Here is an 18,673-nt window from a genome sequence, read left to right as displayed (position 1 = left end):
CCGTGCAACGGGAGGACTCTTCTCATGCGACAGTTCCGCAGGGCGTGGCTGGCAACGGCGGGCGCGCTCCTCGCCGTGCTGCTGCCGACGGCCACGGCGCAGGCCGACACGGCGCAGTCCCAGGCCTCGAGCGCGGGGACCTACAACGTCTGGCAGTGGAACGTCGCGGGCAATACCTTCCACCGCGGCAGCAGCGACACCAACATGGTGTCGCTGGCCGCCACGTCGATGGTGAACCGCGATGCGGACTTCGCCGCGTTCAACGAACTGTGCAGGGGCCAGTACGACGCCCTCGTCGAGCAGCTCAGGGCGAAGAACTGGCCTGTGGACGAGACCAACTTCGCCCGCTTCGAGCCGAGCCGCGCCGCCAACACCGGCGTCTGCGGCGAGGACGAGGACGAGTTCGGCAACGCCATCTTCAGCAAGCGGCCGCTGGGCACCGCGGCGCGGATAGACCTCGCCGACGACGGAAGCCTGTACGAACGCCGCAACCTGCTGTGCGCGCCGCTCGCCGACGGCTCGGGGGTGCGCTTCTGCGCAACTCACCTGACCACCGTCGACTCGGTCAAGTACACGCAGATCAATGAGATCAAGAACCGGCTGGAAGGCTGGCACGGAGCCGGCGAGAAGGTCCTGATCGCGGGCGACTTCAACGTCCAGCCCCACTATCCGTCCATGAACCCGGTCTACTCGGCCTCGGTGGACACGCAGTACAACGACAACAACGTCGGCGCCTACCGCGAGCTCGACGACAACGACCCCGGAAACTGCTGGGGTTACGGCGAGCCGACCACGAACGCCGGCGCCACCAACTCCCCGTGCGGAGGCGCGCAGAAGCTCGACCTCATCCTGGTCCGCGAGTCCGCGCTCGCGTCCCCGGGCAGCTACAGCGCCGACTCCCTCGTCACCTCCGAGAACTGCACCGTCGGCCTGTGCTCCGACCACCGCATCCTCACGGGCACCGTCACCCTGAAGTAGGGCGTTCCGCGCTGATCTCGTCGCACCACGACGGGCCGGGCGTGCCCGCGGGCGCGCCCGGCCCGTCGTGGTGGATCGGGGTGTGGGCGCCGGTCAGGGAGGCTCCGCTGCCGCCGCGGCGGTTCGCGACGATCTCGGCGGCGATGGACAGGGCCGTCTCCTCCGGGGTGCGGGCGCCCAGGTCGAGGCCGATCGGCGACCTGAGGCGGGCCAGTTCCGGGTCGGTCACGCCGACCTCGCGCAGCCGCGCCTCGCGGTCCAGGTGGGTGCGGCGGGAACCCATGGCGCCGACGTACGCCACCGGCAGCCGCAGCGCGAGCTTCAGCAGGGGCACGTCGAACTTGGCGTCGTGGGTCAGGACGCAGAGGACCGTGCGGGCGTCCACGGAGGTGCGCTCCAGGTAGGTGTGCGGCCACTCGACGACGATCTCGTCGGCCTCCGGGAAGCGGGCCCGGGTGGCGAAGACGGGCCGGGCGTCGCACACCGTGACGTGGTGGCCGAGGAACTTGCCGACCCGGACCAGCGCCGACGCGAAGTCGACCGCGCCGAAGACGATCATCCGGGGCGGCGGAACGGAGGACTCCACCAGGAGGGTGAGCGGTGCGCCGCAGCGCGAGCCCCGCTCACCGATCTCCAGGGTGCCGGTGCGGCCGGCGTCCAGGAGGGCGCCCGCCTCGGCGGCGACCGTACGGTCCAGTTCCGGGTGGGCGCCGAAGCCGCCCTCGTACGAGCCGTCCGGGCGGACCACGAGCGCGCGGCCCCTCAGCTCCCGCGGACCGCCGGTGATCCGCGCCACCGCCGCCGCCTCCCCGCTCGCCGCGGCGGCGAGCGCCGCGGCGAGCACCGGGCGGACGGGGTCCGCCGCCCGTACCGGGGTGACCATGATGTCGACGACCCCGCCGCAGGTGAGGCCCACCGCGAAGGCGTCCTCGTCGCTGTAGCCGAAGCGCTCCAGGACGGTTTCGCCGTCCCGCAGCGCCTGCGCGCACAGCTCGTACACCGCGCCCTCCACGCAGCCGCCGGAGACGGAGCCGAGCGCCGTGCCGTCGGCGTCCACCGCGAGCGCGGCGCCGGGCCGGCGCGGAGCGCTGCCGCCGACCTCCACCACCGTGGCGACCGCGAAGTCGCGGCCCTGCCCGACCCACCGGTTCAGCTCCTCGGCGATGTCCAGCATGTCTCGGTCTCCTCGGCGGCGGGTGCGGGCAGGGTGCGGGTGAGCCGGAGGCCGGAGGCTACACCGTGCCCGTGAGGTGTTCCGGGCGGACCGGCGTCCTGTTCAGCTCCAGGCCCGTGGCGTCGCGGATGGCCGCGAGCACCGCCGGGGTCGAGGACAGGGTGGGTGCCTCCCCGACGCCCCGCAGGCCGTACGGGGCGTGGTGGTCGGCGAGTTCGAGCACGTCGACCGGGATGGACGGCGTGTCGAGGATGGTGGGGATGAGGTAGTCCGTGAAGGACGGGTTGCGCACCTTCGCCGTCTTCGGGTCGACGACGATCTCCTCCATCACCGCCACGCCCAGGCCCTGCGTGGTGCCGCCCTGGATCTGGCCGACCACGGACAGCGGGTTGAGCGCCTTGCCGACGTCCTGCGCGCAGGCCAGCTCGATCACCTTCACCAGGCCGAGTTCGGTGTCGACCTCGACGACGGCCCGGTGGGCGGCGAAGGAGTACTGGACGTGGCCGTTGCCCTGGCCGGTGCGCAGGTCGAAGGGCTCGGTCGGCCGGTGCCGCCACTCCTCCTCGACCTCGACCGCCTCGTCGCCGAGGACGTCCACCAGGTCGGCGAGCACCTCGCCGCCGTCGGTGACGACCTTGCCGCCCTCCAGCAGCAGTTCGGCGGTCGCCCAGGCCGGGTGGTACGACCCGAACCGCCGCCGGCCCAGCTCCAGCACCTTCTCCCGGACCAGCTCGCAGGCGTTCTTGACCGCGCCGCCGGTGACGTACGTCTGCCGGGAGGCGGACGTCGAGCCGGCCGATCCCACCCGGGTGTCGGCGGGGTGGATGGTCACCTGGACGACGCCGAGCTCGGTGCGGGCGATCTGCGCGTGGACGGTGACGCCGCCCTGGCCGACCTCCGCCATCGCGGTGTGCACGGTGGCGACCGGCTCACCGCCGAGCACCTCCATCCGCACCCGCGCGGTGGAGTAGTCGTCGAAGCCCTCGGAGAACCCGACGTTCTTGATGCCGACCGCGTAGCCGACCCCGCGTACGACGCCCTCGCCGTGGGTGGTGTTGGACAGTCCGCCCGGCAGCTGGCGCACGTCGGCGCCCTCGCTGCTCTCCCACTGGCGCTCCGGGGGCATGGGCATGGCCTTGACCCGGCGCAGGAGTTCGGCGACCGGCGCCGGGGAGTCGACCGGCTGCCCGGTGGGCATGATCGTGCCCTGCTCCATCGCGTTGAGCTGCCGCAGCTCCACCGGGTCCATGCCGAGCCGTGCCGCCAGCCTGTCCATCTGCGCCTCGTAGGCGAAGCACGCCTGGACCGCGCCGAAGCCGCGCATGGCGCCGCAGGGCGGGTTGTTGGTGTAGAGCGCGACGGCCTCGACGTCGACGTCGTCCACCACGTACGGGCCGATGCCGAGGGAGGAGGCGTTGCCGACCACGGCCGGGGAGGCGGAGGCGTACGCGCCGCCGTCCAGGACGATGCGGCACTTGACGTGGGTGAGCCTGCCGTCCGCCGTCGCCCCGTGCTCGTAGTACAGCTTGGCCGGGTGGCGGTGGACATGCCCGAAGAAGGACTCGAAGCGGTTATAGACGATCTTGACGGGCTTGCCGGTGCGCAGCGCCAGCAGACAGGCGTGGATCTGCATGGACAGGTCCTCGCGCCCGCCGAACGCGCCGCCGACGCCGGCCAGGGTCATGCGTACCTTGTCCTCGGGCAGACCGAGGACGGGCGCGATCTGGCGACGGTCGGAGTGGAGCCACTGGGTGGCGATGTAGAGGTGGACCCCGCCGTCCTCCTCGGGGACCGCGAGCCCGGACTCGGGGCCGAGGAAGGCCTGGTCCTGCATGCCGAAGGTGTACTCGCCCTCGACGATCACGTCCGCGCGCTCCCGCGCCGACGCCACGTCGCCGCGCACGATGGGCTGGCGGTGCACGATGTTGGGGTGCGGCACGTGGCCGATGTGGTGGTCGTCGCGGTTCTCGTGGACGAGGACCGCGCCGGGGGCGGTGGCGGAGGCCTCGTCGGTGACGACGGGGAGTTCCCGGTACTCGACCTTGATCCGGGCGGCGGCCCGGCGGGCCGTCTCCGGGTGGTCGGCTGCGACGATCGCGACCGGCTCGCCGTGGTGGCGGACCTTGCCGTGCGCGAGGACCGGGGTGTCCTGGATCTCCAGGCCGTAGTTCCGCACCTCGGTGGGGAGGTCGTCGTACGTCATCACGGCGTACACGCCGGGCACGGCGAGCGCCTCGCCGGTGTCGATGGACACGATCTCGGCGTGGGCGACGGTGGAGCGCAGGATCTGGCCCCAGAGCATGTCCTCGTGCCACATGTCGGAGGAGTACGCGAACTCGCCGGTGACCTTGAGGGTGCCGTCCGGGCGGAGGGTGGACTCGCCGATGCCGCCCCTGGTCCCGGAGCCCTGCGTGATCCTGGTGGGAACACCGTTGGTGGGCATGTTCAGACCCCCTCGGACTGGCGGGCGGCGGCCAGGCGGACCGCGTCCATGATCTTCTCGTAGCCCGTGCAGCGGCAGAGGTTGCCGGAGAGGGCCTCGCGGATGTCGGCGTCGGACGGGTCGGGGTTGCGCTCCAGCATCTCGTCGGCCGCGACCAGCAGACCGGGGGTGCAGAAGCCGCACTGGACGGCGCCGGCGTCGATGAACGCCTGCTGGACCGGGGAGAGCGGGGTGTCCTCGCCGGCCCCCGGGTCGGTGCCCCTGGCCTGCCAGGCCCTGGCCTCGTCCAGCGGGGTGCCGCACGCGCGGGCGCCGCGGGAGCGCTGCGCGGCGTGGTCCGCCAGGCCCTCCACGGTGACGACCTCCCGGCCCTCCACCTGGCCGGCGGCGACGAGACAGGAACACACCGGCACGCCGTCGAGGCGGACCGTGCACGAGCCGCACTCGCCCTGCTCGCAGGCGTTCTTGGAGCCGGGCAGGCCGAGCCGCTCGCGCAGCACGTAGAGCAGGGACTCGCCCTCCCAGACGTCGTCGGCCTGCTGGAGTTGTCCGTTGACGGTGAACTCGACGCGCATTACGCGGCTCCCTCCGTGGTGCGGCCGGCGCCGCGGTAGGACTCCCAGGTCCAGGTCAGCGTGCGGCGGGCCATGACGCCGACCGCGTGGCGGCGGTAGCCCGCGGTGCCGCGGACGTCGTCGATGGGGTTGCAGGCGCCGGCGCACAGGTCGGCGAACCGCTTGGCGACGGACGGGGTGATGATCTTCCCGTTGTCCCAGAAGCCGCCCTCCTCCAGCGCCGCGTTCAGGAACTCCTCCGCGGCCCGTGCCCGCACGGGGGTGGGGGCCGCCGAGCCGATTCCGGTGCGCACCGTCCGTGTGCCGGGGTGCAGGGCGATGCCGAAGGCGCACACGGCGATGACCATGGCGTTGCGGGTGCCGACCTTGGAGTACTGCTGGGGTCCTCCGGCCTTCTTGACGTGGACCGCGCGGATCAGCTCGTCGGGCTCCAGCGCGTTGCGCTTCACGCCGGTGTAGAAGTCGTCGATGGGGATGCGGCGCGCTCCGCGCACCGACTCCACCTCGACCTCGGCCCCGGCGGCGAGCAGCGCCGGGTGGGCGTCGCCGGCCGGGGAGGCGGTGCCGAGGTTGCCGCCGACTCCGCCGCGGTGGCGGATCTGCGGGGAGGCGACCGTGTGGGAGGCGAGGGCGAGGCCCGGCAGTTCGGCGCGCAGCTCCTCCATGATCCTCGTGTACGGGACGGAGGCGCCGAGCCGTACGGTGTCCCCGGCCACCTCCCACGCGTACAGGTCGCCGATGCGGTTGAGGTCCATGAGGTACTCGGGCCTGCGGTGGTCGAAGTTGATCTCGACCATCACGTCGGTGCCACCCGCGATCGGCACAGCGGCGGGGTGCTCGGCCTTCGCGGCGAGCGCCTCCTCCCAGCTGGCGGGGCGTAGGAATTCCATGATCGGCTCTTTTCTTCCTCTCGATGGGCGTTCGGACTGAGCCAATCCGTGTGCGGCGGGCCCGGCTCGTCGGTGCGCGGTTCACTCGGGGTGGGGCCAGTACACCGCCGTGTGCCCCGCTTGGTCAGTCACGGAAACCATGAAGGAGTTGGCTGGCCAACGCGGGCATCTTGTAGATTCGTATGAACAGAGGCCCCACGCGGCCTCTTCACCTTCCTCCGGAAAGCAGGGGCCACGGTCCAGGACACGGCCGACATCGCTGATCAGCCACCCGACGGGCCCTCACCGGAAGACCCTCCCCCGGTCCATCGCAGGTATCGAGACATGAAACGACGGAGACGACAATGCGGCTGCGCGCACTGCTGGACACCGACGCGCTGGGCCTGAAGCTGCTCGGTGGCGCGGACGAGCTGGAACGCGGTGTGCGCGGCGTGATGACCACCGACCTCAGGGACCCCAGCCGGTACCTCTCCGGCGGGGAGCTGGTGCTCACGGGTCTGGCCTGGCGCCGGGACGCCGCCGACTCCGAGCCCTTCGTACGGCGCCTGGTGCAGGCCGGGGTGGCCGCGCTGGCGGCCGGTACGGCGGAGCTGGGCGACGTGCCGGACGACCTGGTGGCGGCCTGTGCGCGGCACCGGCTGCCGCTGTTCGCGGTGCACGAGTCGGTGGCCTTCGCGACCGTCACCGAGCACGTCGTCCGGCAGGTGTCCGGCGAGCGTGCCGGGGACCTGGCGGCGGTGGTGGACCGGCACCGCCGGATGATGACCTCGGGCCCGGCGGGCGGCGGCCCCGACGTGGTGCTGGACCTGCTCGGCACCGACCTGGACCTGCGCGCCTGGGTGCTGTCGCCGACCGGACGGCTGATCGCGGGGCCGAAGACGGCCGGACAGCGGGAGACGGCTCCGGCGCTGCCCGCCGAGGTGTGCGCGACGCTCGCCGCGGAGCAGCTGGCCGCCGCCCGCGGCGGCCGGCGCGTACCGCACCGGGTGACCGTGGGCCAGACGACGTACAGCCTCTTCCCGGTGTCCGGCGGCGGGCGCACCGCGCCGGCGGCCGGGGACGCGCGCGGGACGGTGCTGTCGGACTGGGTGCTGGCGGTCGAGGCGGACGCCGGGGACTGGGCCGGCGAGCGGCTGGACCTGCTGCACGGGGTCACCCAGCTGATCGCCGTGGAGCGGGACCGGCGGGACGCGGCGCGCTCCGTGCGGAGGCGGCTCGCGCAGGAGGTGCTGGAGCTGGTGCAGACGGGCGCCGCGCCCGCCGAGATCGCGGCGCGGCTGCGGGTGGCCGCGCCGGTGCTGCTGCCCGGCCTCGGGAGCGCGCCGCACTGGCAGGTCGTGGTGGCCCGCGTCGAATGGGACGGCGGTGAGGCCGAGGACGGGGCGGCGGCCCAGGCGCTGCTGGAGGAGATCCTGGTCGACCCGGCGTCGACGGGGCCCGAGCAGTCCGACCGCATCGCGGTGGCCCACACCGGCGACGAGGCGGTCGCCCTCGTCCCGCTGCCCGCGGTGGGCGGTGAGGAGCACGACGGCTCCGGCACGGGCGTCCTCGCGGACACGCTCCTGGAGTCCGTACGCGGTCCGCTCACCGCCGGTCTGGACGACGACGGGCGGCTCACCCTGGGCGTCTCCGCCGCGGTGCACTCGGCGGAGGGGCTGCGCGGGGCGCTGGAGGAGGCACGGCACGCCCGGCGCGTGGCCGCGGCCCGGCAGGGCCGGGTCTGCGCGGCCGGCCACCAGGAACTGGCCTCGCACGTCCTGCTGCTGCCCTTCGTCCCCGACGACGTACGGCGTGCCTTCACCGCCCGGCTCCTCGACCCCCTGCGGGACTACGACCGCCGTCACCGCGCCGAGCTGATCCCCACCCTGGAGGCGTTCCTCGACTGCGACGGCTCCTGGACGCGCTGCGCGTCCCGGCTCCACCTGCACGTCAACACGCTGCGCTACCGCGTCGGCCGCATCGAGCAGTTGACGAGCCGTGACCTGTCGCGGCTGGAGGACAAGCTGGACTTCTTCCTGGCGCTGCGGATGAGCTGATCCGGCGCGTCCCTTCCGGCGGTTCGGGCCCCTGGCGGACGACTTTGTGAAATCCTTCACCCACCCTCTTGGCCGGGCCCCGCTGTTCGTGCTGAGATGCGGCCACCACTCAACAGCTCGATGGCGTGCTCGGGGAGGGCAACGTGGCGCATACCGCCATGTCCGGTGACGGAACGACCGCCGATGACGATCCCCTCCGGACGGCGGTGTGGCGGCTGCGCTCCCGTGCCTGCTGGGCCGACGCCGCCGCCCTGCTCGAACCGGCCGGCCCGGAGACGGCGCTGCAGCGGGCGTCGCTGCTGGTGGAACGGTGCGTGTACACCGCTGCGGGGTGGGAGGACGCCGAGGACGCGCTGCGGACGGCCGAGGCGCTGGCGCACAGCGACGACGAGCGGGGGGCCGCCGCTTGTGAACGCGGGTACCTGGCCTACGCCGCCACCCTGTTCGCCGTGCGGGACCGGGCGGACGAGGCGCGGGCCGCGCTCGGCCGGGCGGCGGCGCTGATCGCCCCCGGGGCTGCGGGGCGGGCGCTGCTGGACTTCCGGCGCGGGCTGATCGCCGAGAACCTCACGCGCTCCCCGCAGGCCGCGCGTGCCGCGTACCGGCGCGCCCACGCGGGCGCCACCGCGCACGCCGACCCGCTGCTGCTCTCCGGCACCTGGCGCCATCTGGCCGGACTCTCCCTGCGCGAGGGGGAGTTGGCGGAGGCCCGGCACGGCTTCGCGGAATCCCTGCGGATCCGCGAGGAGCTGGGCTACCTCGTCGGCACGGCCCCGGCCCTGGTCTCCCTCGCCGACACGGAGACGGAGCCGGAGGCCTCCCGCCTCCGCGAGGAGGCCCGCCGCCTCTTCCGTCTCCTGGGCGGCGTCCCCACCTGGCTCGCCGCCCAGCTTGCCCCACCCGCCCCGGGCACGGCGACGGCGTAACACAACCGGACCCGCCCCCCGGTCAGGGGGCGCCGTGGAAGTGGTCGGTCACCAGGGCGTGGACCACGTCGACGTCGCCCGCGATCAGCGCGTCCAGCAGGGCCGTGTGCTCGTGGGCGTCGGCCACCAGCTCCGCCCGCCCGCGGGCCCCCGGGGCGGGCCCGACCAGGGGCCACTGGGTGCGCCGGTGCAGGTCCTCGGCGATCCGGACCAGCTGCTCGTTGTCGGCCAGGGCGAGGACCGCGCGGTGGAAGGCACGGTCGGACTCGGCGTACGTGGCCCGGCATCCGGAGGAGGCCGCGCGCACCGTCCCCTCCGCGAGCGGGCGCAGCTCGGCCCACCGCTCGGGCGCCACGGTCCGCGCCAGCCGCATCATCACCGGGACCTCGATCAGCGCCCGTATCTCCGTGAGCTCTGCCAGTTCCCGCGCGCCCCGCTCCACGACCCGGAACCCCCGGTTGGGCACGACCTCGACGGCGCCCTCCAGCGTGAGCTGCTGCATCGCCTCCCGGACGGGCGTCGCGGAGACGCCGAACCGCTCGCCGAGCACCGGCGCCGAGTACACCTCGCCGGGCCGCAGGTCACCCGTGACCAGCGCGGTGCGCAGCGCGTCGAGGATCTGCCCGCGCACCGAGGACCGCCGCACGACGGCCCGGGGCCGGGGCAGGGCGTGCTCACCGCGCCCGGCGTGCTCGCCGTGCGTGTGCTCACCGCGCGCGGCCTCACCGGCCGCCGGCTGCTCCGGCACCCGGAGGCGGCCCGTGGCGGCCCGGCCGGTCACCGCCTCGCCCGTCGCGGCGGAGCCCCGCGTGCCCTGCTTCACAAGGTCCTCCTGCGGACGTGTCGGTACTTGGGGTCATTACGGCGGGTTGTCACCGGTCCGTCAAGCACCCTAAGCGCACGGGGGCCGCCGGTTCACATCCGGCCGATCTTCGGTAAGGTGAGCCTTACCTTTATTGCCCGGCTCCACGAGACGTGAAGGGTGGCAGCATGCCCATGCCCGGTTCGGCCGTCGCGGACGCGTACGCCCGCCTGACGGAGGCCTTTCCCGCCCTGGCCGTCACCGAACTCGGCACCGGCGAGGCGGCGCCCACGGGCGGCGGCTGGATCACCGCCGCCGGGCTCGCCGAGGGCGGCGCCGCACTGGAGCACTTCCTGACCTGGGACGACACCCAGGTGCGGCGGGACTACGGGCAGCAGGGCCGCCCCGACGTGATCGCCAGCTTCGGACTGCACCGCTACGCCTGGCCCGCCTGCCTACTGATCACCGTGCCGTGGTTCCTGCACCGCAGGGTGCCGTACTACCCCGCGACGCACGTCTCCTTCGACCGCACCGCCGCCGGTCTCGCCGTGGGCCGCATGGCCGTGCGCCCGGACGGCTTCGCCTGCCTCCCCGGAGACCCCGCCGCCGCACTGCCCGGCGCCCGGGTGGTGCCCGACGAGGAGGCGCTGCGGGCGGAGGTGCGCGCGGCGGTCGCCCAGCACCTCGAACCCGTCCTGACCGGTTTCGGCCCCCGGATGCGCCGCCGTGGCCGGGCCCTGTGGGCCATGGCCACCGACGAGATCGTCGAGAGCCTGCGGTACGTCGGCGGGCTGCTCGGCGAGGAGGAGCGCGCGCTGCGCGAACTGGAGCTGCTGCTGCCCGGCGCGACCAGGCCGTACGTGGGCGCGGCGACCTTCCGCCGCCCGGAGGGCCCCGGCGCGGCGGCCGAGCGCGCCACCCGGGACCGGGTCAGCTGCTGCATGTTCTACACCCTGCGCCCCGCGGACATGTGCGCCACCTGCCCGCGCACCTGCGCCACCGAGCGGGCCGGGAGCGCCGGCCGCGTCAACGAGCTGGTCGGCCAGGCCGGCTGACGCCCCGTCGGGACGGGGCACCCCTGTCCGCCGGGTAAGATCATCCGGTCGGCGCTCCGCAGGGGGCGACCGCGGCAGAGGTCACAGGCGCTTCACAATTCCCTCACCCTTCACGGGAACTATCCGAGGAACCACCCGTACGGGTAGGCTCATTCGAACTCAACTCCCGCCCTCCGTGCGGCGGTTCGAGCAGAACGCTGCCCTGGGCTCCCCCTCGCACCTCCTTGGCGGCCTCTTGCCCCGAAACCCCCTGAGGGCCGCTGAGTCTGGGCCACTATGTCGGGCGTTACGCCCTATCCCAATGCAAGGGACCCCTAGATGAGACTGACCGACATATCGCTGAACTGGCTGCTTCCCGGCGGCGTGCTGCTCCTGGGCATGCTGGCGGCGGTGGCGGTGCTGGCGCGCGGCAAGCGCTCCTCGGTCAAGAGCACGAGCGCGGACGACTCGTGGGAGCGCAGCGAGGAACGCCGCAGGCGCAAGGAGGCCCTCTACGGCACCGTCTCCTACGTCCTGCTGTTCTGCTGTGCGGCGGTGGCCGCCGCACTCTCCTTCCACGGCCTGGTCGGCTTCGGCGAACAGAACCTCGGCCTGTCCGGCGGCTGGCAGTACCTCGTCCCCTTCGGACTGGACGGCGCGGCCATGTTCTGCTCGGTGCTCGCCGTGCGCGAGGCCAGCCACGGTGACGCCGCGCTCGGCTCGCGCATACTCGTGTGGACGTTCGCCTTCGCCGCGGCCTGGTTCAACTGGGTGCACGCCCCCCGGGGCCTGGGCCACGCGGGCGCCCCGCACTTCTTCGCGGGCATGTCCCTCTCCGCGGCGGTCCTGTTCGACCGCGCGCTGAAGCAGACCCGCCGGGCCGCCCTGCGCGAACAGGGCCTGGTTCCCCGTCCGTTGCCGCAGATCCGCATCGTCCGCTGGCTGCGCGCGCCCCGGGAGACCTACGGGGCCTGGTCGCTGATGCTGCTGGAGAACGTGCGCAGCCTCGACGAGGCCGTCGAGGAGGTGCGCGAGGACAAGCTGCGCAAGGACGCCGAGAAGCAGCGCCGGCGGGACCAGCAGCGCATGGAGCGGGCCCGGCTGAAGGCGATCAGCCGCGGCCACCGGGGTTTCGCGGGCCGGGGCGGCGGACGCGAACTGGAGGCGCCCACGGTGGAGCGCGACTCCGACATGGTCTCCGCGGAGCCTGCCATAGCGGCGCCGGAGGCCCTGCCCGTCCGCGCGCGTCCTTCCCTGCAGCCCGTCCGTACCGGTGACCCGCTGACCGTGGACCTCACCGCCGAGGACGACACCCAGGCCCTGCCGCGCCTGGACTCCCTGGAGCGCAAGCTCAAGGATCTGGAGCAGCAGTTCGGCTGACGTTCCGAGGGCGGCCTGAGGGGTGCGGACCGCGCACCCCTCAGGCCGCTTTCGCGTCCAGTTCGAACCAGACGGACTTGCCCACCCGGTGCCTGCGGACCCCCCACTCGTCGGCGAGGGACTCGACCAGCACCAGGCCCCTTCCGTTTGTGCCTTCTTCGGTGCTCCGGGGGCGCGGCCGGGGCTCGTGGGCCACGAAGTCCCGTACCTCCACCCGCAGTCCGCGGGGTCCCACGGTGGCGGTCAGCACCGCCTCGTAGTCGGTGTGCACGAGCGCGTTGGTGACCAGCTCGCTGGTGAGCAGTTCCGCCACCGCGGACCGCTCCGGTGTCCCCCAGTGCCTGAGCAGTTCCCGCAGCGCCCTGCGGGACTCCGGCACCGCCCGCAGATCCGCCCGCCCCAGTGTGCGCCTCAGCCGATCCGCCGAAGCCTGACTCTTCATGGCCCCCGCCCGCGTGCCGATGTCGATTCCCCCTGTGGTCGAACACCTTCACGGGAATCCTTGCCCGGTCGCCCACCCGGCAGTCATACCGGACGGTCACAACCGGTAGTTGGCCGACATGCGATGGCCACGCATACGCGCGGGGCCGTCCTCCCGACCCCCGTGGCGAGAGGACGACCCCGGCTGCTCATGGTGGTCGTGGCGGGCCGTGCGGCCTCAGTACAGCTTCTCGACGGCCTTCCTGGTCGTCTTCTTGAACGCGCTCACCGGGGCGTCGCCGAAGTCGCCCATCTGTCCCCAGCCGACGACGGTCACGGTCCTCCCGTCCCGTCCCACGGAGAGCAGATGGACGTCCGTGGCGCCCCAGGAGGTCTCGGTGTGCAGTCCGTGCACCTCGGCGCCCTCCTCGACCGGCAGCGAGCCGTAGTACCGGCCCTCGGCCTCGGTGTCGCGGTCGGTCCGCTCGATCCGGGCGGCGCAGCCGCGGATCTCCTCGTCCAGCAGGGCGGCCAGCGCCTTGCCCTTGGCGGCGGAGCCGGTGACGACGGTGACCTGTACGGCGCCGGTGTCCAGCTCGGTGTGGAAGACGCGGTGCCGGTAGTCGTACGCCGGTACGCCCTCGCCCAGGCAGAAGGCGAGCTCCACCGGGAAGCCGTCGGCGACCGGGCTCGCGGTCCAGGCGGACCACGGGTGCGGGGGCAGTTCGGAGGCCGCGAGGAACCTGGGTGCGGCGGACCGCGGGGCGGTCTTCTCCGGGGCGGCGCCGGCGGGCGCGGTGAGTGCCGTGCCGGCGGCGAGTACGGCGACGGTGAGCGTCGCGAGGGTGGCGGCGCGGGCGGGCCTGGGCATGGGTGTCCCCCGTGGGATGTGCGTGGTGGAATGGCGGTGCGGTGCGCCGTGACGGACCGGCCGGTGCTTCGGGTGGCCGTCGGGGCGGTTCGCGGTGCCAAGAGCATCGGCCGCGTCGGGAGGGGGACGCAAGCCTCGTCGCCGGATCCGCCGGCATGGAACCATCCCAGCCCCTCCGACGTGCAGATACATGGGGTGCCTGGGATGCCGTCCCGGGGCCCGGGCCGGTCCATTTCGAGTGCGGGGTGACGGTGTCGGCACAGGACGACGTGGCTGAGTTCGCGAGGCTGCTGCGGGAACTGAAGGAACGCACGGACCGCAGTTACGGCTCGCTGGCCCGGCGCCTGAACATGAACACCTCGACGCTGCACCGCTACTGCGCGGGCGACACGGTGCCCGTCGAGTTCGCGCCGGTGGAGCGGTTCGCCGTCCTGTGCGGTGCGTCGCGGGCGGAGCGGCTGGACCTCCACCACCGCTGGCTCCGCGCGATGGAAACCCGCCAACGCCCGCACACCCCGCCTCCCGCGGAGCACCGCTCCGGCACGAACCCCGAATCCGGCCCGGCCCCGGACACCGGGGATGCGGCGCACCCGAGCGTTCCCCACCCCGAGCCCCGCTCCGCCCCGGCCCCTGCCCCCCGCCCGGCTTCCCGCTCCGTCCCGCGCCCCGGCCCCAGCCCGGATGCCGACTCGGGCCAGGACGCCGAGAAGGCCGCGCCTCCGAGCAGTCCGCACGCCGAGTCCCGCTCCACCCCGGCCGCTGGATCCGCCCCCGACCTCGGGGCCAGCCCGGGCCCGGACACCGGGGAGGCGGCGCACCCGAGCGTTCCCCGCGCCGAGCCCTCCACCGCCCCGGCCACCGGGCAAGTCGCCCGCGTGGGCGGTTCGGTGGGCGGGCGGCGGCCCTGGTACCGGCGGCGGAAGCGGGTGGCGGTCGCGCTGGCCGCCGCCTGTGCGCTGCTGGCCACCGTGGGGAGTCTGTCCGCGCTGCCGGACGACCGGGGGGCGTCCGCCGGGAGCGGTCCCCCGGACGTGTCACCCGGCGCGCCCGCGGCGAGCGGTTCCCCCGAGGCGTCCCGGAGCCGCTCCGCCTCGCCCTCCCCCTCACCCTCGCCGTCCGGCTCCGCGGCTCCGAAGGGCGGCGCGACCACCGCCGGTCCGCGGCGGGGCCCGGCCACGACCGCCCCCGCGGAGGACTCCGCCACCGCCGCGCCGCCGGTCCTCGCCTGGTCAGCCGACTCCCACGTCTGGGCGTACGGGTGCGGGCACGACTACGTCGTCGCCAGGCCCCCGGAGCAGGTCCCGCCGCCCCCGGCCCCGCAGGACGCCCGGACCTGGGCGGAGACCCAGTCGGCCGTGCACGGCGGCGGGACGACGGTGCAGCTGTCGGTGCAGGGGACCTCCGAGACGGCCGTCGTCCTCACCGCGCTGCGCGTCCGCGTGGCCGGCCGCGCGGACCCCGCGCCGGGCAACGCGTACGCCATGGACCAGGGCTGCGGCGGCGCGCTCACCCCGCGCTACTTCGACGTGGACCTGGACAAGGACCGGCCCCTCGCCCGCGCGGTCCCGGGCAACGACGCCGGTACGCCGATCCCGGCCGTGCGGATGCCCTACCGGGTGTCCGCCACCGACCCGGAGGTGCTGCTCGTCACCGCCCGGACCGCGCACTGCGACTGCCGCTGGTACCTGGAGCTGGACTGGTCCTCGCAGGGCCGCACCGGCACGGTCCGGATCGACGACGACGGCCGTCCGTTCCGCACCAGCGGCCTGGCGGGCCTGCCCCGCTACGAGTACGACACCTCGGCACGCGAGTGGCGGCCCCGCACCGGGTGAACCGGCCTACGGACGGGGCACGTTGCGCAGGTTGGACCGGGCCATCTGCACCATCCGGCCGACCCCGCCGTCCAGCACCATCTTGGAGGCGGACAGCGCGAATCCGGTCACCATCTCCTTGCTGATCTTCGGCGGGATGGACAGCGCGTTGGGATCGGTGACGATGTCGACCAGGGCCGGGCCCTTGTGCTTGAACGCGGACTTCAGGGCCCCGGCGAGTTCCTTCGGCTTCTCCACCCGCACCCCGTGCGCTCCGCACGCGCGGGCGACGGCGGCGAAGTCGGGGTTCTTCATGGCGGTCCCGTACGAGGGCAGTCCGGCGACCAGCATCTCCAACTCCACCATGCTGAGCGAGGAGTTGTTGAACAGGATCACCTTCACCGGCAGGTCGTACTGCACCAGGGTGAGGAAGTCCCCCATCATCATGGTGAATCCGCCGTCGCCGGACATCGACACGACCTGCCGGCCCCGGTCGGTGAACTGCGCCCCGATCGCCATGGGCAGGGCGTTCGCCATCGAGCCGTGCGAGAAGGAACCGATCACCCTGCGGCGGCCGTTGGGCGAGATGTAGCGGGCCGCCCAGACGTTGCACATACCGGTGTCGACGGTGAACACGGCGTCGTCGTCGGCCATCTCGTCCAGTACGGACGCCACGTACTCGGGGTGGATCGGCACATGCTTCTCCACCTTCCGCGTGTACGCCTTCACCACCCCCTCCAGCGCGTCCGCGTGCTTCTTCAGCATCCGGTCGAGGAACCTGCGGTTGTCCTTGGTGCGGATCCTGGGCGTCAGGCAGTTCAGCGTCTCCTTCACGTCGCCCCACACCGCGAGGTCCAGCTTGGAGCGCCGGCCGAGGTTCTCGGGCCGCACGTCGACCTGGACGATCCTCACGTCGTCGGGGAGGAAGGCGTTGTACGGGAAGTCGGTGCCGAGCAGGATCAGCAGGTCGCACTCGTGGGTGGCCTCGTAGGCGGCGCCGTAGCCGAGCAGTCCGCTCATGCCGACGTCGTACGGGTTGTCGTACTGGATCCACTCCTTGCCGCGCAGGGCGTGCCCCACCGGGGACTTGATCTTCTGCGCGAACTCCATGACCTCGGCGTGCGCGCCCTTCGTGCCGGCGCCGCAGAACAGCGTGACCTTCTCGGCCTCGTCGATCATGTCGACCAGCCGGTCGATCTCGGCGTCGCCGGGGCGGACCGTGGGCCGGGAGGTGACGAGGGCGGTCTCGGCGGGCTTCTCGGGGGCGGCATGGTCGGCGATGTCGCCCGGGAGGGTGACGACGCTGACGCCGGAACGGCCGACGGCGTGCTGGATGGCCGTCTGCAGCAGCCGGGGCATCTGCTGCGGGCTGGAGATCATCTCGCTGTAGTGGCTGCACTCGCGGAACAGCTGGTCGGGGTGGGTCTCCTGGAAGTAGCCCAGGCCGATCTCGCTGGACGGGATGTGCGAGGCGAGGGCGAGGACGGGGGCCATGGAACGGTGGGCGTCGTAGAGGCCGTTGATGAGGTGCAGGTTTCCGGGCCCGCAGGAGCCGGCGCAGGCGCCCAGCCTGCCGGTGATCTGGGCCTCGGCTCCGGCGGCGAAGGCGGCGGTCTCCTCGTGCCGGACGTGGACCCAGTCGATGGCGGAGTTACGGCGCACGGCGTCGACGACGGGGTTGAGGCTGTCGCCGACGACGCCGTAGAGGCGTTTGACTCCCGCGCGGGTGAGGATGTCGACGAACTGTTCCGCGACGTTCTGTTTGACCATGGGTTCCGTCTGCCCCTCGGGTGTGGAACATGCCTGGAGGGTTCCATGTAGTCACACCGGGCGCGCTCACGCCTCCCAAACGGCGACGGCCGTACGGTCGTCGGCGTATCCCTTGACCCGTACCTGGGTGTCGGCGAGGAACGCGGCGAGGCCGGGCGGTTCGGGCCCCGACCACCGGTCGGCGAGGTGCGCGCGCAGGTCCCGCTCGCCGCGCAGGGGGTCGGCGAGACCGGTGCCGCACATCAGCAGGGTGTCACCCGGCCGGGCTACGGAGGTCCGGAAGCGGAACGGTTCGCGGGGCGGTTCGGGGGCCGGCTCGTACGGGCTGGGCGGTGTGGGGATGCCCAGGTCCATGGTGAGGCGGTCGCCCCCGGGGGTCTCGGAGGGCGGCGAGCCGAAACCGGCCACGGGTGCGCCCCGCACGTCGGCGGCCTCCGGTTCGATGTCCTGCCACTCCCCCTCCCGCAGCCGGAACAGCCCGCCGGGGCCCACGCCGAAGAAGACCCGGGTGCGGCACTCGGGGTCGGCGGGCAGCAGCAGGCAGCGCAGGGTGGCCGTGTGGAGGCCGGGGTCGAGGCCCTGCTCGGCCGCGTCGGCGCGGAGCCTGCCGAGGCTGCGGTCGGTGAGACGGTGCAGGCCGGACTTGAGGTCGCCGCGCCGGGCCGCCCTGAGGTCGTCGACGAGGCGGGCGTGGCTGCGGCCCACCGCCGCGCCGATCCACCGGCAGGCGTCGGCGGCGGCCCGGTGCGCGCCGGGCGCGGTGCGGGCGCCGGTCGCCAGGGCCACCAGGACGAGGGCCTGCTCGCCGGTGCCGAACCGCGCGGTCAGCAGCGCGTCGCGGCGCGGCTCGCCCCGGTAGCGGGCGGAGTCGCCGCGCACGGAGGCGGCGCGCAGGGTGCAGGCCCCGTAGCGGGCGCCGTCGAGCACGGTGTCCGGGACCGGATCGCCGGGGTCGTCGGGGTCGGTCTCGGGGAGGGCGGTGGGCTCGGCGTCGTAGGTGGGCGGCCGGGAACCCACGTAGCCGCGGGACGGGGGCGGGTCCGGGAGCGGTTCGAGACGGGAGGCGCGGGGGCCCGCGGGGGCGTCGCCCGCCGGCGGGGCCGCGGGCGGTGGCGGCGGCGCCGTGGCCGGGGTCCAGGCGCCGAGGGCCCGGCCGGTGGTGGGGGCGGCGGGAGGCGGTGGCGGGTCGGACGCCGGCCGTGGTGGGGGCTCGGGCGGCCGGGAGGGCCTGGCGGGGAACGTCACCGGGCCCGGGGACGAGGAGCCCGGGGGCTCCCAGGGGGCGCGCGGCGGCAGGTCCGGCGGACCGGCGGGGGCCGGCCGGGGGGCGGGGACCGCAGGGGCCGGGGGTGCGCCGGCCGGGGCGGGGCCGCCCGCGTCCAGGGTGCCGGACGCCGAGGCGAAGCGGTCGTCCAGGGAGTCGGGCGCCGGTGCGGGGCCCGTGTCACCGGTGCCGTCGTCGTACAGCTGCCCCCACCAGTCGTCCTCGGGACCGGTGGGCCTTCCCCCCTGCTGGCTCATGCCCCCAATTGTCCACCGCGAGGGCCGGATGCAAACGGGGCA

The 18,673-nt window shown here is 73.9% G+C and carries 15 protein-coding genes; 6 read left to right on the top strand and 9 right to left on the bottom strand.

Features of this window, described 5'->3' with window-relative positions:
* Nucleotides 1-24: 24 nt before the first annotated feature.
* Nucleotides 25-978, top strand: a complete 954-nt coding sequence (locus CNQ36_RS26520; RefSeq protein ID WP_206278513.1) for an endonuclease/exonuclease/phosphatase family protein — start codon at nucleotides 25-27, stop codon at nucleotides 976-978.
* Here the strand turns inward: CNQ36_RS26520 and CNQ36_RS26515 are convergent.
* Genes CNQ36_RS26515 through CNQ36_RS26500 form a run of 4 tightly spaced genes read right to left on the bottom strand, consistent with a single transcriptional unit; the run spans nucleotide 965 to nucleotide 6,060 of the window.
* Nucleotides 965-2,152 carry an XdhC family protein gene (locus tag CNQ36_RS26515; RefSeq protein ID WP_121547820.1) on the bottom strand — a complete coding sequence of 396 codons (1,188 nt, stop codon included), beginning with the start codon at nucleotides 2,150-2,152 and terminating at the stop codon, nucleotides 965-967. The genes CNQ36_RS26520 and CNQ36_RS26515 overlap by 14 nt on opposite strands.
* Before the next feature lie 58 nt (nucleotides 2,153-2,210).
* Nucleotides 2,211-4,595 (bottom strand): xanthine dehydrogenase family protein molybdopterin-binding subunit, encoded by a 2,385-nt coding sequence (locus CNQ36_RS26510; protein WP_040905833.1) that lies wholly within the window; start codon nucleotides 4,593-4,595, stop codon nucleotides 2,211-2,213.
* Between the two features lie 2 nt (nucleotides 4,596-4,597).
* Entirely contained in the window at nucleotides 4,598-5,170 is a 573-nt protein-coding gene (locus CNQ36_RS26505; protein ID WP_121548606.1) for a (2Fe-2S)-binding protein, read from the bottom strand.
* Nucleotides 5,170-6,060 carry an FAD binding domain-containing protein gene (locus CNQ36_RS26500; RefSeq protein WP_004923230.1) on the bottom strand — a complete coding sequence of 297 codons (891 nt, stop codon included), beginning with the start codon at nucleotides 6,058-6,060 and terminating at the stop codon, nucleotides 5,170-5,172. The genes CNQ36_RS26505 and CNQ36_RS26500 overlap by 1 nt, the downstream gene beginning before the upstream one ends.
* Nucleotides 6,061-6,404: 344 nt before the next feature.
* Here CNQ36_RS26500 and CNQ36_RS26495 point away from each other — a divergent pair, with 344 nt between their 5' ends.
* Both CNQ36_RS26495 and CNQ36_RS26490 read left to right on the top strand, forming a co-directional pair.
* On the top strand, nucleotides 6,405-8,096 hold the full coding sequence (locus CNQ36_RS26495; protein ID WP_121547819.1) for a PucR family transcriptional regulator: 1,692 nt from the start codon (nucleotides 6,405-6,407) through the stop codon (nucleotides 8,094-8,096).
* Between the two features lie 158 nt (nucleotides 8,097-8,254).
* A complete protein-coding gene (locus tag CNQ36_RS26490) occupies nucleotides 8,255-9,022 on the top strand; it encodes a hypothetical protein (protein ID WP_040908394.1) in 768 nt (255 codons plus the stop codon).
* Between the two features lie 22 nt (nucleotides 9,023-9,044).
* Here the strand turns inward: CNQ36_RS26490 and CNQ36_RS26485 are convergent, their stop codons facing one another.
* On the bottom strand, nucleotides 9,045-9,845 hold the full coding sequence (locus CNQ36_RS26485) for a GntR family transcriptional regulator (protein WP_121547818.1): 801 nt from the start codon (nucleotides 9,843-9,845) through the stop codon (nucleotides 9,045-9,047).
* Nucleotides 9,846-10,012: 167 nt separating this feature from the next.
* On the opposite strand from CNQ36_RS26485, the gene CNQ36_RS26480 reads away from it, so the two are divergent.
* Both CNQ36_RS26480 and CNQ36_RS26475 read left to right on the top strand, forming a co-directional pair.
* Entirely contained in the window at nucleotides 10,013-10,879 is an 867-nt protein-coding gene (locus CNQ36_RS26480; protein ID WP_040908395.1) for a (2Fe-2S)-binding protein, read from the top strand.
* Between the two features lie 318 nt (nucleotides 10,880-11,197).
* Nucleotides 11,198-12,238 carry a DUF2637 domain-containing protein gene (locus tag CNQ36_RS26475; protein WP_004923246.1) on the top strand — a complete coding sequence of 347 codons (1,041 nt, stop codon included), beginning with the start codon at nucleotides 11,198-11,200 and terminating at the stop codon, nucleotides 12,236-12,238.
* 40 nt (nucleotides 12,239-12,278) lie between these two features.
* Here the strand turns inward: CNQ36_RS26475 and CNQ36_RS26470 are convergent, their stop codons facing one another.
* Nucleotides 12,279-12,680 carry an ATP-binding protein gene (locus CNQ36_RS26470; protein ID WP_004923250.1) on the bottom strand — a complete coding sequence of 134 codons (402 nt, stop codon included), beginning with the start codon at nucleotides 12,678-12,680 and terminating at the stop codon, nucleotides 12,279-12,281.
* A 216-nt stretch (nucleotides 12,681-12,896) separates the two neighbouring features.
* Nucleotides 12,897-13,529 carry a hypothetical protein gene (locus CNQ36_RS26465; RefSeq protein ID WP_121547817.1) on the bottom strand — a complete coding sequence of 211 codons (633 nt, stop codon included), beginning with the start codon at nucleotides 13,527-13,529 and terminating at the stop codon, nucleotides 12,897-12,899.
* 269 nt (nucleotides 13,530-13,798) lie between these two features.
* On the opposite strand from CNQ36_RS26465, the gene CNQ36_RS26460 reads away from it, so the two are divergent.
* Entirely contained in the window at nucleotides 13,799-15,361 is a 1,563-nt protein-coding gene (locus CNQ36_RS26460; RefSeq protein ID WP_228313089.1) for a helix-turn-helix domain-containing protein, read from the top strand.
* A 6-nt stretch (nucleotides 15,362-15,367) separates the two neighbouring features.
* Here CNQ36_RS26460 and CNQ36_RS26455 read toward each other — a convergent pair whose 3' ends face one another.
* Together CNQ36_RS26455 and CNQ36_RS26450 are read right to left on the bottom strand one after the other, a co-directional pair.
* Nucleotides 15,368-17,110 (bottom strand): pyruvate dehydrogenase, encoded by a 1,743-nt coding sequence (locus CNQ36_RS26455; RefSeq protein WP_121547815.1) that lies wholly within the window; start codon nucleotides 17,108-17,110, stop codon nucleotides 15,368-15,370.
* A gap of 66 nt (nucleotides 17,111-17,176) precedes the next feature.
* Nucleotides 17,177-18,631, bottom strand: coding sequence for a protein phosphatase 2C domain-containing protein (locus CNQ36_RS26450; RefSeq protein ID WP_121547814.1), 1,455 nt, complete (start codon nucleotides 18,629-18,631; stop codon nucleotides 17,177-17,179).
* Nucleotides 18,632-18,673 lie beyond the last annotated feature (42 nt).

The sequence above is a fragment of the Streptomyces fungicidicus genome (assembly GCF_003665435.1).
Taxonomy (GTDB): Bacteria; Actinomycetota; Actinomycetes; order Streptomycetales; family Streptomycetaceae; genus Streptomyces; species Streptomyces fungicidicus.
This window is presented reverse-complemented; position numbering and strand designations above follow the sequence as displayed.